16 protein-coding genes are annotated in these 15,325 nt (G+C 54.2%); 15 read left to right on the forward strand and 1 reads right to left on the reverse strand.

The features are described 5' to 3' along the window. Window positions 1-244 precede the first annotated feature (244 nt). The 9 genes from mmoX to IVG45_RS15860 all read left to right on the forward strand — a co-directional run bounded on the left by mmoX (window position 245) and on the right by IVG45_RS15860 (window position 9,652). Complete coding sequence (gene mmoX, locus IVG45_RS15820; protein WP_196434761.1) at window positions 245-1,828, forward strand: aromatic/alkene monooxygenase hydroxylase subunit alpha; 1,584 nt, start codon at window positions 245-247, stop codon at window positions 1,826-1,828. A gap of 36 nt (window positions 1,829-1,864) precedes the next feature. Next, complete coding sequence (mmoY, locus tag IVG45_RS15825) at window positions 1,865-3,043, forward strand: aromatic/alkene monooxygenase hydroxylase subunit beta (protein ID WP_196434762.1); 1,179 nt, start codon at window positions 1,865-1,867, stop codon at window positions 3,041-3,043. A gap of 10 nt (window positions 3,044-3,053) precedes the next feature. Beyond that, window positions 3,054-3,476, forward strand: coding sequence for a methane monooxygenase regulator MmoB (mmoB, locus tag IVG45_RS15830; RefSeq protein ID WP_196434763.1), 423 nt, complete (start codon window positions 3,054-3,056; stop codon window positions 3,474-3,476). A 9-nt stretch (window positions 3,477-3,485) separates the two neighbouring features. Beyond that, window positions 3,486-3,989, forward strand: coding sequence for an aromatic/alkene monooxygenase hydroxylase subunit gamma (gene mmoZ, locus IVG45_RS15835; protein WP_196434764.1), 504 nt, complete (start codon window positions 3,486-3,488; stop codon window positions 3,987-3,989). 247 nt (window positions 3,990-4,236) lie between these two features. Then, window positions 4,237-4,506 (forward strand): soluble methane monooxygenase-binding protein MmoD, encoded by a 270-nt coding sequence (mmoD, locus tag IVG45_RS15840; RefSeq protein ID WP_230874614.1) that lies wholly within the window; start codon window positions 4,237-4,239, stop codon window positions 4,504-4,506. Next, on the forward strand, window positions 4,503-5,537 hold the full coding sequence (gene mmoC / locus IVG45_RS15845) for an aromatic/alkene monooxygenase hydroxylase FAD-binding subunit MmoC (protein ID WP_196434765.1): 1,035 nt from the start codon (window positions 4,503-4,505) through the stop codon (window positions 5,535-5,537). The genes mmoD and mmoC overlap by 4 nt, the downstream gene beginning before the upstream one ends. A gap of 5 nt (window positions 5,538-5,542) precedes the next feature. Beyond that, on the forward strand, window positions 5,543-5,830 hold the full coding sequence (locus tag IVG45_RS15850; protein ID WP_196434766.1) for a hypothetical protein: 288 nt from the start codon (window positions 5,543-5,545) through the stop codon (window positions 5,828-5,830). 153 nt (window positions 5,831-5,983) lie between these two features. After that, window positions 5,984-7,666, forward strand: a complete 1,683-nt coding sequence (gene groEL / locus IVG45_RS15855) for a chaperonin GroEL (protein ID WP_196434767.1) — start codon at window positions 5,984-5,986, stop codon at window positions 7,664-7,666. A 201-nt stretch (window positions 7,667-7,867) separates the two neighbouring features. Next, a complete protein-coding gene (locus IVG45_RS15860; RefSeq protein ID WP_196434768.1) occupies window positions 7,868-9,652 on the forward strand; it encodes a sigma-54-dependent Fis family transcriptional regulator in 1,785 nt (594 codons plus the stop codon). A 159-nt stretch (window positions 9,653-9,811) separates the two neighbouring features. Here IVG45_RS15860 and IVG45_RS15865 read toward each other — a convergent pair whose 3' ends face one another. Continuing rightward, complete coding sequence (locus tag IVG45_RS15865; RefSeq protein WP_196434769.1) at window positions 9,812-10,462, reverse strand: glutathione S-transferase family protein; 651 nt, start codon at window positions 10,460-10,462, stop codon at window positions 9,812-9,814. A 109-nt stretch (window positions 10,463-10,571) separates the two neighbouring features. Between IVG45_RS15865 and IVG45_RS15870 the strand changes: the two genes are divergently transcribed. The 6 genes from IVG45_RS15870 to trpC all read left to right on the forward strand — a co-directional run bounded on the left by IVG45_RS15870 (window position 10,572) and on the right by trpC (window position 15,252). Then, a complete protein-coding gene (locus IVG45_RS15870; protein WP_196434770.1) occupies window positions 10,572-11,144 on the forward strand; it encodes a TetR/AcrR family transcriptional regulator in 573 nt (190 codons plus the stop codon). A 49-nt stretch (window positions 11,145-11,193) separates the two neighbouring features. Further along, window positions 11,194-11,613 (forward strand): secondary thiamine-phosphate synthase enzyme YjbQ, encoded by a 420-nt coding sequence (locus IVG45_RS15875; protein WP_196434771.1) that lies wholly within the window; start codon window positions 11,194-11,196, stop codon window positions 11,611-11,613. 70 nt (window positions 11,614-11,683) lie between these two features. Then, window positions 11,684-12,142, forward strand: coding sequence for a DUF411 domain-containing protein (locus tag IVG45_RS15880; RefSeq protein WP_196434772.1), 459 nt, complete (start codon window positions 11,684-11,686; stop codon window positions 12,140-12,142). A 64-nt stretch (window positions 12,143-12,206) separates the two neighbouring features. After that, window positions 12,207-13,223, forward strand: coding sequence for an anthranilate phosphoribosyltransferase (gene trpD, locus IVG45_RS15885; RefSeq protein WP_196434773.1), 1,017 nt, complete (start codon window positions 12,207-12,209; stop codon window positions 13,221-13,223). A 379-nt stretch (window positions 13,224-13,602) separates the two neighbouring features. After that, on the forward strand, window positions 13,603-14,112 hold the full coding sequence (locus IVG45_RS15890) for an REP-associated tyrosine transposase (protein WP_196434774.1): 510 nt from the start codon (window positions 13,603-13,605) through the stop codon (window positions 14,110-14,112). A gap of 342 nt (window positions 14,113-14,454) precedes the next feature. Further along, window positions 14,455-15,252: an indole-3-glycerol phosphate synthase TrpC gene (gene trpC, locus IVG45_RS15895; protein ID WP_196434775.1), complete on the forward strand. Its 798-nt coding sequence runs from the start codon at window positions 14,455-14,457 to the stop codon at window positions 15,250-15,252. Window positions 15,253-15,325: the final 73 nt, after the last annotated feature.

Here is a 15,325-nt window from a genome sequence, read left to right on the forward strand (position 1 = left end):
TGTCTAGTTTCTAAACGCTATTACGGCAGCCCGGCTCTTACAAACAAAGGAGCCATTTATACGCAACTCGTTAATAGTTATAGGCTTTTAAAATAACACCAATACTGGTACGCATGTTGCTCTAGTGCATGGAGGCTGGCGCCAGAGCAAACGATGAAAGCCGTTCAAGACGACAGAAAAGCTCCCAACCGTTGAATGGCGCCGGCCTCATTTATTCCTATAAACCAATCTATGAGGAGTCAACATGGCTATAAGTGCTGCTACCAAAGCCGCAACCGATGCGCTGGCCATCAACCGCGCACCGACCAGCGTCAATGCCCAGGAAGTTCACCGCTGGTTACAAAGTTTTACTTGGGACTTTGATAAAAACCGCACCAAGTACCCCACCAAATACAAAATGGCCAACGAAACCAAGGAACAGTTCAAGCTGATCGCCAAGGAATACGCCAGGATGGAATCGGTCAAGGACGAACGCCAGTTCGGCAGCTTGCAGGACGTGTTGACCCGTCTGGATGCCGGCAACCGCGTGCATCCAAAATGGGGCGAAACCATGAAAGTCGCGTCCAACTTCCTAGAAGTGGGCGAATACAACGCCATCGCCGCGACCGGCATGCTGTGGGATTCCGCTTCCGCGCCGGAGCAAAAAAACGGCTATCTGGCCCAAGTGTTGGACGAGATTCGCCACACCAACCAATGCGGCTACGTCAACTATTACTACAGCAAGCATTACCACGATCCCGCCGGCCATAACGATGCCCGCCGCACCCGCACCATCGGCCCGCTGTGGAAAGGCATGAAACGGGTATTCTCGGACGGCTTCATCTCCGGCGACGCGGTCGAATGTTCGATCAACCTGCAACTGGTGGGTGAAGCTTGCTTTACCAATCCGTTGATCGTCGCAATCACCGAATGGGCGGCCGCCAACGGCGACGAAATCACTCCGACCGTGTTCCTGTCGATCGAAACCGACGAACTTCGGCACATGGCCAACGGTTACCAAACCGTGGTGTCGATCGCCAACGACGAAGCGGCTTCGAAATACTTGAACACCGACCTCAACAACGCCTTCTGGACCCAGCAAAAATACTTCACCCCGGTGTTGGGCATGCTGTTCGAGTACGGCTCCAAATTCAAGGTCGAGCCTTGGGTTAAAACCTGGAACCGCTGGGTTTACGAAGATTGGGGTGGCATCTGGATCGGCCGCTTGGGCAAATACGGCGTCGAGTCGCCACGCAGCCTGCGCGACGCCAAGAAAGACGCTTACTGGGCACACCATGACCTGTTCCTGTTGGCATATGCGTTGTGGCCGACCGGCTTCTTCCGCTTGACCTTGCCGACCCAGGAAGAAATGGACTGGTTCGAGGAAAACTATCCCGGCTGGTACGACCACTACGGCAAGATCTACGACGAATGGCGCGCGCGCGGCTGCGAGGACCCCAACAGCGGCTTCATTCCGCTAATGTGGTTCATCGAAAACAACCATCCGATCTATATCGACCGCGTCTCGCAAGTGCCGTTCTGCCCATCCTTGTGCAAGGGCGCCAGCACCTTGCGCGTACACGAGTGGAACGGTAAACGTCATTCGTTCAGCGACGATTGGGGCGAACGCATGTGGTTGAGCGAACCCGAACGTTACGAGTGCCAAAACATGTTCGAACAATACGAAGGCCGCGAACTGTCGGAAGTGATCGCCGAACAGCACGGCGTGCGCAGCGACGGCAAAACCCTGATCGCCCAGCCGCACACCGATAAAAACGGCAAGCTATGGACCCTGGACGACATCAAAAAACTGGGCTGCGTGTTTAAAGACCCGCTGAAAGCACTATAAAAGTCGATCCCATCATCTTTCAAAGGAGACATCTTAATGTCTGTACAAGTACAACAAGGAAAACGCGGATTAACCGACCCGGAAATGGCGAAAGTCATCCTGGATGCGATTCCGGACCAGCCGCTGGATACCCAGCGCAAAATGAATTACTTCGTCAAACCGCGCGGCAGACGTTTATCGGAATACGAAGTGCTTTGCTGTTACGCCCAGCCAACCCCGGATTGGATACCCGGCGGCCTGGATTGGGGCGACTGGACCCAGAAATTCCACGGCGGTCGCCCGTCCTGGGGCAACGAAACCACCGAGCTGCATTCCACCGACTGGCATATGCACCGCGACCCGGCCAAACGCTGGCACGCGCCCTATGTGAAGGACAAGGCCGAGGAATGGCGTTACACCGAACGCTTTCTGCTGGCTTATTCCGCCGAAGGCCAGGCCCGCTCCATTGATCCGACCTGGCGCGACGAAGTGTTGAACGATTATCTGGGCGCATTCTGCTTCAACGAATACGGCTTGTTCAACGCTCACTCCTCGGCCTCGCGCGACTGCCTGGGCGATACCCTGCGGATGAGCATCGCGATGATCGGTTTCGACAAGGTCGACAACGCCCAGATGATTCAAATGGAAAGAACCTTTTTGGCCAAACTGGTGCCCGGTTTTCCGGAATCCACCGACGAGCCTAAGAAGGAATGGACCCAAGGCGCTATCTACAAGGGTGCCCGCGAAACGGTTCAGGACATCTGGCAAGCGACCTACGACTGGAACGAAATCCTCTGGGCCTGCCACATGGTCTATGACCCGCTGTTCGGCCAATTCGTGCGCCGCGAGTTCTTCCAACGGCTATCGTCCTACTACGGCGACACGCTGACACCGTTCTTCATCAACCAGATGCAGCTGTATTTCTCGCAAACCAAGGGCATCACCTCCGACATGTTCTTCGACTGCCTGGGTGACGATGCCGAGTTCGGCGATTACAACCGGCGCATGATGCGGACCTGGACCGATAAATGGCTGCCGCGCACCGTGCAAGCCTTGCGCGACTTCATGGGTATCTTCGCCAAGATTCCGGAAATACCCGGCGTCACCAGCAAGGATGCGGTGGAAGCCGCGCTGGAACGGGTACTGGACGACTGGAAGATCGATTTTGCCGACAAGGTCAGTTACAAGTTCGACAAGGCCGCCATCATTAAAACCGTCATGCAAGGCATGAAATAAGGAGAGCAACATGTCAGTCAGTTCAAACGCATACGGCGCGGGCATTATGGCCAAAACCGGCAAAGCCTTTGCCGACGAATATTTTTCGGAAGAGAACCAGGTCGTGCATGAAAGCAACGAAGTGGTGCTGGTGCTGAAAAAGTCCGACGAAATCAACATCATCGTCGACGAAATCCTGCTTGGCGAGCGCAAGGCCGACAACCCAACCCTGGTGGTTGAAGACCGTGCCGGTTACTGGTGGCTGAAAGCCACCGGCAAAATCGAAGTCGATTGCGAGGAAGCCTCGGAAATTCTGGGCCGCAACTTCAGCGTCTACGACTTCCTGGTGGACGTGTCATCCACCATCGGTCGCGCCTTCACCCTGGGCGAGAAATTCACCATTACTTCGGAATTGATGGGCCTGGATCGTCAATTGGAAGACCTGAAATCATAGGAGTTAAGCATGGCAAATTACAAAATTCATGACAATCCGGTACGCGATGAATGGATCAAAAAAATCGGCGCCCTTAACACGCTGGCCAAGGGCGTTGAAATGTTGGGCGATTTTCGCCGCAAATACACCACACCGCTTCGTGACAGCTATGATCTTGAACTCGATTGGGGCTGGATCGAATGCAAACTGGAAGAAAAAGTAGCGCTGTTGAAACACCATGAGTTCAACGACGCACAGATTCTCAACCAATGCGCCAGCGGCGGCGATGCACAAAAACAAGCCGACGAGGTGCTAAAAAAAATGGCGGCTTGCACCGACAAATACGAGGCCGAACGGATTCATATCGGTTTCCGGCAAGCCTTCAAGCCACCCATAATGCCGGTCAATGTGTTCATGGATACCGACCGTATCCTCGGCACCAAATTGATGGAGCTCAGAAACATCGGCTATTACGACTTACCGTTGACTGAGTTGCGCAAGGTTCGCGGCGTTAAAGTGCTTACCTTGCAGTAACCGTCCGTAACTTGTCTCGGTGCCGACTCTTTTAATGTATGCGGGGGAGTCGGTAGGGCATGTTAGAGCGCCGCGCGAAATGCGCGGCGCTCACTTTTAACGTTAAACCGGTGTGACGCATGGGCAAACAATGCGAGTTCGGTCATCCGAATAAGCCACGATATTCAGGCTTGCGGACGGTTTAGCCGCCCAATGCCAAGCTGTTGCGTAACATCAAATCATCAATCATTAAACCGACAGATTCAGCATGATGGATTTATTTTCAACTATTAAATCGTCCCCACCGCCAGCCTTTCCCGGCGAAAACGCCAACATCACCAAGTTATACGATGACTCTTCCTACACGGCATTCAGCGAAGACCTGGAATTCATGTGGCGCTGGACCATCTATCGCGACAACAAACTGGTGCAGGAAGGCTGTTCATTAACGCTGGATGCATCGCGGCACGCCGTCAAGCATGTCTTGGCATTTTTCAACATCGCCGCCCAAAGTCAGCGACAAGGAGAATTAAGGTGAACGCCCATCAAGTCAAAATCACCACCGAGGATGGCGAAACAGTCTGCTTCGACTGTAATGAAGACGAAGACATTGTCAGCGCCAGCTTGCGCCAGGATATTTACCTGATGACTTCTTGCCGGGAAGGCGGTTGCGCCACCTGCAAGGGATTTTGCACCGAAGGCGACTACGAAATGGGTAAAGTCAGCGTGCAAGCCTTGCCGCCCGAGGAAGAAGAGGAAGGCTATGTCTTGCTTTGCCGTTGCTATCCGACCAGCGATGTCGAAATCGAAGTGCCCTATACCTACGACCGCATTTCGTTTTCGCCGGACGATCTCGGCTTCGAAGCCGAAGTAGCCGAACTGAGCAAAGTGTCCTGCAATGTGATGAAACTGCGCTTACATAAGCTCGGCGACAACCAACAGATCAAGCTGGATTCAGGCCAATATTACAACCTGGAAATTCCCGGCACCGATATTTTCCGGTCTTATTCGCCGGCCAATACCGCCAACAATCGCGGCGAGCTGGAATTTCTGATTAGGATCGTCGACAACGGCAAATTCTCCAGTTATCTGCAAAACGACGCCTATATCGGACAAAAGCTCAACGTCACCGGTCCCTTGGGTATTTTCGGGCTGAAGGAAAACGGCTTCACCCCGCGCTATTTCGTGGCAGGGGGTACCGGCCTGGCACCTATATTGTCCATGGTCCGGCGCATGCACGAATGGGAAGAACCTCAGCCTTGTGTCATTTATTTCGGCGTCAATACCGAGGAAGAGGTGTTTTACGCCGAGGAATTACAACGTCAGCAAGCCCAAATGCCAACTTTGTCGGTACGGATTTGCGTCTGGAAAGCCAGCGACAATTGGAGCGGCGAAAAAGGCAGCGTGGTCGATGTATTGCGGCGCGACCTGCGGGGAACCGGCGTCAAACCGGACCTGTACTTATGCGGACCGCCTGGCATGGTCGATGCCACCTACGCCGTTTGCGCCGATGTTGGCATACCGCAAAACAAGATCTATCTGGAAAAATTTTTACCTAGCGCCGCCTGAGTCGCATGAGATCCGAAGATCAGGACTTTATCATCCAAATGGTTAAGGAACTGGAACAAAGCATACGCCATCTGGTTGCCGAAGAACGAAGGCTGACAGACAAACTGGGCCAGGAGCGCGTGGCCGAACTGCTGGAATTCTGGCAAAAACGCATGCCGGCCGAGGAGGAGGAGGCCTTCAAACTGGCGCTCGACCATAATGATAAAAAGTTGACCTGGATCTGGCTACGGCTGAAACGAGCCCGACAGTCACGCGCCAAGGCCGGCCAAGCGTTGATGAAAGACCGAACCTAACTTTTTGGCGAACTAGTTATCTGGATTTATTCCCCTTCAACACGGGAGATCGAGAGGGGATTCATTTAAAAAATCTCCCCTAGCCCCTCTTTTTTCAAAGAGGGGGAATTCCATATCACTAGTTTTGCCCCAATAACCGCAGACGACATCACCATGAGCAAACAAATCATCTATAACCCCGAAGCACGGCAACGCATCATGCATGGCATGAACACCGTCGCCCGCGCCGCCAGCGTTACGCTGGGCAGTGCCGGACCGGCCGTCCTGATTCAGCACCGGACCGATGGTATCGCGCCGATTTTCACCCGCGATGGCGTCACCGTCGCCAACGCCATTATCCAGGAAGACCGAATAGCCGATCTGGGAGGACGCATGCTGCGCGACGTGGCCGGTTCCGTATCCAGGCAAGTCGGCGACGGCACTACCACCGCCATCGTGCTGGCCCGCATCATCGCCAGCGAATGCCTGAAAAGCGTGGCGGCCGGCTTTCATCCGCTGGAGCTGAAAAAAGGCCTAGATCTGGCGTTGACCTTGGTCGAGCAGCATCTGCACAGACAAGCCGTCACCGGCGTCACCGCCGACTGGATCGAGAAAATCGCCGCCGTCGCCACCAAGTCCGAACCTGGAGTGGGACAATTGCTGGCTCGGGCCTTGGCTGAACTAGGGGCCGATGGAACCCTGAGTTTTCAATTAGGTAGCGCGTTACAGGATCAACTGGACATCGTCGAAGGCATCCATTTCGGCCAAGGTTATCTGTCGCCGTACTTCGTCACCGACAAAACCCGTAACGAAGCGGTGCTGGATCATCCCTACATCCTGCTTTACGACCGGGAAATCACTGACTTGATGAACTTGGTCCCCATCCTGGAACAAGTCGCCGACCAAAACCGGCCACTGTTGATTATCGCGGAAAACGTCCATGATCAGGCCTTGACCGGCTTGCTGCTGAATCACATTCGCGGCGTGTTCAACGTGGTGGCAATCAAGCCGCCTGGATTTGGCGACAAACGCCTCAACCGGCTCAACGACTTGGCCTTGCTGACCGGCGGCCAGGCCTTGCACGAAGGGCGCGGAGACCAGCTCGAACGAGTCACGTTGGCCCAACTCGGCCAGGCCCGCCGCGCGGTAATTACCGCCGAACAAACCACCATCATCGGCGGTATCGGTGACCAAGCGCGCATCCGCCAACTCAGCCGGTCGCTTCGCCAGCAAGCCGAGGCCATACGCGCGCAAAAACCCGGTCAAGGTTCGGCCACCGGCAACCGGCACGACATCGACGAACTGGAAGAGCGCATCGCGATGCTGGCCGGCAAAGTAGGCCATTTTCAGGTCGGCGGGATTACCGATGTCGAAATCAAGGAACGCCTGGTGCGGATCGAAAACGCCTATATGTCGGCCAAGGCCGCGCTGGAAGAAGGCGTGCTGCCGGGCGGCGGCGTAGGGCTGTACAACTGCCTGCCGGCCATCGCCGAAGTGATCGCCGAAAACGCCGAACAACAGCAAGGCATAGCGATCATGCGTCAGGCTCTCGCCGCGCCGTTGCAACAATTGCTGGCCAACTCCGGGTTGAGTGGCGAAACGGTTCTCGCCAGACTTGACGCGGAATCGGATCGTCGGCAGGCTTTCGATATCCAACACCAACGCTACGGCCATTTTCTGGAGATCGGCATTATCGATCCGGTCAAAGTCACGCGTCTGGCATTGCGTAATGCGGTCAGCGTCATCACCACCCTGATGGCCACCGAGTCGGTGGTGATGGAGATACCCGACCTGAGCATTATGGATGGCTATTCACCGGAATGGGCCGCCGCCACCCGCGAAGACCCAAGAATGTAATTTCCTCAGCAACACCCCTCACCGAAAGTTCAATAGTCCTTTATTCCGCAATAGAATAAGGCAATGTGACGTTATGTCGCATTGCCTCTTTTTCGGAATTTGTTATTTTGACTGCACATTCATCAAAACAGCTAAGTCACTGTTTTTTATGTTTATGTTTTGCGCCGAAACTATTGCCGCGCGCCAAAATAAAGAGGAAAAATGGATATTGCCCTACATCTGCCCCACAACGTTAAAATCATCCAGGAAGCCGTTGCGTTTAAGCGTTCACTTGCTTATGAAATCGATCGTCCGGTTCAAGCCTGGCGCTGGATGATTCAATCCCGCTGCGTTCCCGATCATGCCGACTGGGTCAGGCCCGAAGTTTCGGAATCCTGGCGCCGCTGTCTGGAAGACTATCAACTGCCGTTAGGCAATTACGCCTGCTGGGAACATCTTCGCGATGCGGCGGAACCGGCCAAGGCCAGCCATAAGGCACAAGACGTGGTTAATCTGCTGGCGCACTTGGGTCATCAGTTTCATATTTTTCTGAAAGAAGCCGGCGTCATGTTGGTGCTGACCGACACCGACGGCAGCCTGTTGCAAGTGTTAGGCGAAAATCCGTTTCCGAGCCCGTTCATGACCTGTCTCCACCAACAAAACAGCCGCTGGAGCGAAGCCGTTTTAGGCAACAATGGCATCGGTACCGCCGCGCAACTGAAAAAACCGATTGCGTTTCAAGGCATGGAACATTTTCTGAGCCTGCTGCATCCCTTTACCACGGTCGGCTATCCCTTGCTGGATCAAGACGGCAACCTGATAGCGGTAATCGGCTTGATCAGCGATCGCCAGGAATGCATGAATTCACTGTTTGCCTTTCTGCATTTGCTGTGCGTACTACTCAACACCAATCTACCCCTGACCCAAAATCCGCTGGCACAGGCGCGGGTGTTGGAAAAAATCCCCTTCCGCCTGGCGAAGAAACCGCCGCAACACAACGAATCGGCAATGTCAGAAGCGTTGACTGCGTTAATCGATAAGGCCGTCAAACTGCAGAACCATAAGATCCCGATCCTAATCACCGGCGAATCCGGCGTCGGTAAGGATCACTTCGTCAACCTGATCAAAAACGCCGGCCCGCGCCGCCATCAAACCTTGATAGCCATCAATTGCGCCTCGATCCCGCATGACTTGATCGAAAGCGAATTATTCGGCTACGAAGCCGGCAGTTTCACCGGCGCTCGCAACGCCGGCAAACCCGGCAAATTTTTGCTGGCCGACAAGGGCATACTGTTTCTGGACGAAATCGGCGACATGAGTTTGGATTTGCAAACGACGCTATTACGAGTCTTGGAAACATCGGAGTTTACTCCGGTCGGTGGCAGCAAACCAATTCGAGTCGACGTGCAGATCGTAGCCGCCACCAACGTTCCCTTGCTGGAGGCGGTCGAAGCCGGCCGCTTCCGCCGCGACTTGTATTACCGGCTCAACGGCGCTCAAATCCATTTACTACCGCTACGCGAGCGCGAGGACAAGCAAGCCATCATTCATCATATTCTACAGCGCGAACTGGCCAATCTGCCGCATGCGGAATCCATCAGCATTTGCCCCAGCGTGATCACCCTGATCGAACAACATCCCTGGCCCGGCAACATTCGGCAGTTGATCAATGTGATCCGAGCCACGCTCTACACAGCCGGAGATGCTTTGATAACGCCCGGCGATCTGCCGCTGGATTTTGTCGAAGAACTGGAAAAAACCACCCAAGCCAGCGACATGACCCAACAGGGTCATGCGCCCGCTTTATTTGAGCAACGACTGAACGGCAAAGCCATGACCTTGGAAGAATGGGAGATCCAAGGCATCAAAACCAGCCTGCAGGCCTGCGCCGGCAATATTTCCCTGGCCGCCAAACAACTGGGCATTACCCGCACCACCCTATACAAAAAAATCGACCGCTTCGGCCTAGGCAAAACCGACTGGCGCGAGCGACCCCGCCCCGATTAATCGGCATTGAGCCTATCGAGCCATCCCAGCTGCCGTTCTCCCAAAATCGGCCCAAGATAGCGAAACTTGGGCGGCTCACAGACCATGGCTAGTGCATGGAGCGCTGGCCCACGGTTGTTGCCGTGAACGTCGTAGCGTCTCACTCCCTACACCCCTTGCTTACCTGTTCTTAAAAAATGCTTCCAAGGCCGCAGCTCTATCCTTGCCGACCTGTTGCGCATGGGGACGGCTTTCTATCAACTGCATATAGGCATCGATACCAGGAATGTGCTCGGCCACCAAGTTCTTGCCGTAAATTTGTTGGGTGGCGAACGACACCAATTGCAGATGCGGCCAAGCCACGATGTCGGCGGCACTGAAATGGTCGCCCAAGGCATACGGCGATAATGCCATCAACCGAGCCAAACCAGCCAAACCGGCTTCGACCTTGGTCCTCACTTCGTCCTTGGTTTCCTGCGATACCGTGCCGCCGAAAATGGCCTCGGAATAGATGCGGCGGGCAATCAGCTCGACATTCAATTCGATATGCTGGATGAACTCACGGCATTTGCCACGCTGGAAAACATCGGCCGGATAGAGCGGATTTTCCGGAAAGGCTTCTTCCAGATATTCCAGAATGGCTTGCGACTCGGACAAATAACCGTCCTCGGTCTTAATAAACGGTATTTTGCCCAACGGTGAGCGCTTTAATACGGCATCAGTTTGAACCGGTGCCAAATCTTCTTCGGCAAAAGCGATGCTTTTCTCCAACAGGGCGAATTTAACTTTGTTGTAATAGTTGCTGATGGCAATACCGTACAGTGTGATCATGATGTTATCTCCGTGAGTTACTAAATGTTACACCTATACCGACCGGTCGGTATGTTGAAATAATACATACCGGTCTGTATAGTTGCAAGTTTATTTATTCCTGTTTTTTATGACGCGTAATCTTCAAGAACATATTTTGCAGACAGCCTCCCAGCTGTTTTACAGCCAGGGCATCAAAACTACCGGTGTCGATGCGATCGTCAAGGCGGCCGGCACCACCAAGATGAGCCTATATAAATACTTTCCATCGAAGGACGATCTAGTGCTGGCGCATTTGCGCAAAAGCCGAGCCGCCATGCTGAAGCACATCCAAAATGGTATCGAAAACAGCGCCGGTGATCCTAGGCAAAAACTGCTGGCGGTATTCGACGTGTTTCAGTCGCTACTGAACACGCCGGAATTTCGCGGTTGCCCGTTCATCAATGCCGCCGCCGAATTTGCCGCCGAAAATAACCCGGTGCAACAGGCCGCCGCCGAGTTTTACACCGACTTCCGCAAGCTGTTGGCCGATCTGGCAACGCAAGCCGGCATCACCGACGCCGAGCTGCTGGCGACACAATTAACGACCTTAATCTCCGGCGCTATCGTCGGCGAGCAAATCCAAAGACGCGCCGATACCATGCGCAATGCCAATGCCGCCGCGAAAATCCTGATCGACTACTATCTTGCCGCCAGCCGATAAACAGGTTTCTTCATCCCTCCAACCTTTAATTTAGATTGTTGAGCCGCCCATGTGGATTCAAAAGGAAATACGCCTCAAACCGAAAAACCGTGGCTTTCATCTGGTCACCGATGAAATCCTCTCCCAGTTACCGGAACTGCGCGCGGTCAAAATCGGCCTGTTACAGGTATTCATCAAGCATACCTCGGCCTCGCTGACGATTAACGAAAACGCCGATCCGACCGTGCGGCAGGATTTCGAGAGCTATTTCAATCGCGCCGTGCCGGAAAATCAGCCTTATTACCGGCATCTGGACGAAGGTGACGACGACATGCCGGCGCATCTGAAAAGCAGCATCCTCGGTTGCAACCTAACCATTCCCGTCAGCAACGGCCGCCCCAATCTGGGCACCTGGCAAGGCATCTATATATGTGAACACCGCAACCACGGCGGCGGCCGCGCGCTGCTGTTGACCCTGAACGGCGAATAGGGCTTTGTGCATTACCCGCCCCGGCAGCGTACAATATGCTCTGTTTGAAAAGCCGATACGGGGGTATTTTATGAAACGCTTGAAAATGATGGTTAGCACTATACTGCTGGCGACGAGCATGACGACTACGGCCGAGGAAGCGGTCGACCGGGAAATGACCGTTTATCGCAGCCCAACCTGCGGTTGCTGCGGCAAATGGATAGAACATGTCAGCCAAAATCATTTTGCGATCAAGGACATCGTCAGCGACGACATGCAGGCGATCAAGCAAAAATACGGCGTGCCGGAAAAATTGGCGTCCTGCCATACCGCCATTGTCGATGGCTATGTGATCGAAGGCCACGTGCCCGCCGCCGACATCCAAAAACTGCTGCAAACCAAACCCAAAGTGGTCGGTATTTCCGCGCCCGGCATGCCGATGGGTAGCCCCGGCATGGAAATGGGCGGCCGGCAGGATAATTATGATGTGGTGTCGTTCGATAGCGCCGGCAATGTGCAGGTGTTTTCCGAGCATAAAGCCGGTCAATAAATTCTATTAGCCAGATTAGCGTAACCGTCCCGACCAATCACTTGATGCGCCCGATTTAAAACCGATGCAAATCCAGACCACACTGCAAAAACTGCTCGACCAGCAAAACCTTAGCGGCGATGAAATGCGCGCGGTGATGCGGGCGATGATGAACGGCGAATTGAGCGACGCTCAAATCGCCGGATTCCTGATTGCCTTGCGCTGCAAGGGCGAAACCATAGAGGAAATCGCCGCAGCGGTCGGCGTGCTGCGCGAATTGGTGCGGCACGTTCCCGTGACCGGCGAGCATGTGATCGATACCTGCGGTACCGGAGGCGACGGCGCCAACACTTTTAACATTTCCACCACGGCGGCCTTTGTCGTGGCGGCGGCCGGCGGCAAGGTCGCCAAGCACGGTAATCGTTCGGTTTCCAGCAGTTGCGGCAGCGCGGACGTACTGGAAGCCGCCGGCATCAACCTGGATATGCCGGCCGAACAAGTCGCCGACTGTGTCAATCGAATCGGCGTCGGCTTTTTATTTGCCGCCAAACATCACAGCGCGGTGCGCCATACGGTCAATGCCCGCAAGGAAATGGGGGTCAGAACCCTGTTCAATCTGATCGGCCCGATGTCCAACCCGGCCAATGCCCCGCATCAATTGATCGGCGTATTCGACAAACAATGGCTGGTACCGGTGGCCGAAGTGCTGAAACAACTCGGCAGCCGCCATGTACTGGTTGTGCATGCCGAGGACGGCCTGGATGAGATCAGCATCGCCGCGACGACCGATGTGGCCGAATTGAAAAACGGCGAGGTGACCAGCTACCGCGTCACGCCCGAGCAATTTGGCTTGCAACGCGCCGATCTGGCCAGTTTGGCGGTAACTGATGCGCGGTCCAGCCTGGAAATTATCCGCCAGGTGTTGAATAATCAACCTGGCCCGGCGCGAGACATCGTGGCCTTGAACGCCGGCGCGGCGATTTATGCGGCCGATTTGGCCGATTCGTTGGCGTCTGGGGTGAAACGGGCGCATGAGGTGTTGGTTGATGGGACTGCGTTAGGGAAGTTTGAGGCGTTGATAGAATATTCTCGGGCAACGTAGTTTTTAGTTTTGTATCGCTATCGCGATAGGGTCTTTTAGAAGTCGGGTCTCGGCCCGACAGCCGAGATACTTTTCTTTGCTTGTCCAAAGAAAAGTATCCAAAAGAAAAGACACCCCAATGCCGCTTTGATCCTGCGCTCCGAAGGCTTTGAACGGGGTTTTCGGAAGGGCTATCCATAGCCCTCCGAAAACGCGATGCCTCCCTGCATCGCCCCTAAAGGGCAATTCCGCTCAAACCCTCCGGTGCTCGGCGCGGCAAAAGGGGAAAAACTCGTTGGGCGAATATAAGTTGTTGGATTATTTTTTAGGACCGTAGGTCCGATTAGCGGAGCGTAATCGGACGCATGTATAAACTCATAATCCCGAAATTTTAAAATCCATGCCCAATTACCGATGCGCATTTGTCCCAGGTGGAACATGGTTTTTTACGGTGAATTTGCTGGAACGAAAAAACAACGATTTATTGCGCAAAACCGTGCGCGCGGTAAGAGAACGGTATCCGTTTAAAATCGACGCCTGGGTGGTGTTGCCGGAACACATGCCTGCGGTTTGGACATTGCCGCCGGGCGATGCGAATTTCAGCAAACGCTGGCGATTGATTAAAAGCGGGGTTTCGCGAGTGATACCGAAAACAGAGTATCGGTCGGATGTGCGTAAAGCCGCGAACGAACGTGGAATATGGCAACGGCATTTTTGGGAGCATTCGCTACGGGATGAAGCCGACTTTGAACGCCATGTGGATTATGTTCATATCAATCCGGTTAAACATGCGATTGTCAAAAGAGTCATTGATTGGCCGTATTCCAGTTTTCATCAGTATGTTGAAAAGGGAATTTATCCGGAAAATTGGGGTGATGATTTGGATTTGACGGTAGCAGGGGATGATTAACATTCGCTGACATGCGTCCGATTACGCTTCGCTAATCGGACCTACCGATCTGAAACGGTTTTCTCCCCTGTTGCCGCGCCGAGCACCGGCGGTTTCGAACGGCATTGCCCGACAGGGGCGACGCAGGGATGCATCGCTTTTTTCGCAGGGGCAGGGATGCCCCTTCGAAAAAACCAGTTCGAAACCGTTGGAGCGCAGGAAATATGCGGCATTGGGGTGTCTTTTCTTTTGGATACTTTTCTTTGGACAAGCAAAGAAAAGTATCGCGCCTGTCGGTGCGCGAACCGACTTAAAATATAATCAGTCGCGATAGCGACACCTCACTAAATCGAACATAAAAACATGACAGATACTCCCGACATCCTAAAAACCATCCTTGCCAAGAAAGCCGAAGAAGTCGCTCGCCGCAAGGCCAACACGCCGCTCTCGATGCTGCAGGAAATCGCCGGCAGCGTGCAAGGCCCGCGCGGTTTTTATCAGGCCTTGCGCGGCAAAGCCGATGCCCAAAAACCGGCCATCATCGCCGAAATCAAGAAAGCCTCGCCCAGCCAGGGCGTGATTCGGGAAGATTTCAGACCAGTCGAGATTGCGGTGGATTATGCGATGAACGGCGCCAGTTGCTTGTCGGTGTTGACCGACAAGGAATTTTTCCAGGGCTCCGAAGCCAATCTGCAAATGGTACGGGATAAATGTCCGCTTCCGGTGATTCGCAAGGACTTTATGATCGATCCTTATCAAATTCACGAATCCCGCGCACTGGGCGCCGATTGCATCTTGCTGATCGTCGCCGCCTTGGACGATGCCCTGTTGAAGGAACTGGCCGACACCGCCACCGGACTGGGACTGGATGTATTGGTGGAAGTACACGACGCGGCCGAACTGGAGCGGGCATTAAAGCTGAATACCAACATGATCGGCATCAACAACCGTAATCTGCGCACTTTTGAAGTGTCGCTGCAAACCACGCTGGACTTGAAAAACACCATTCCCGCCGACAAACTGATCGTTACCGAAAGCGGCATCCACACCCCGGCAGACGTCAAATTGATGCAGGACAACGGCATTTATAGCTTCCTGGTCGGCGAAGCCTTCATGCGCGCCGAGCGTCCGGGACTGAAAATGCGCGAACTGTTCTTTTAAGCGGCCGTGGCGCGCCGTAACAGGATAGACTTGAGACGCGCGCCATCCAGGCAAAACTCGACATCCGAGGCAG

The sequence above is a fragment of the Methylomonas sp. LL1 genome (assembly GCF_015711015.1).
In the GTDB taxonomy this organism is placed as follows: Bacteria; Pseudomonadota; Gammaproteobacteria; order Methylococcales; family Methylomonadaceae; genus Methylomonas.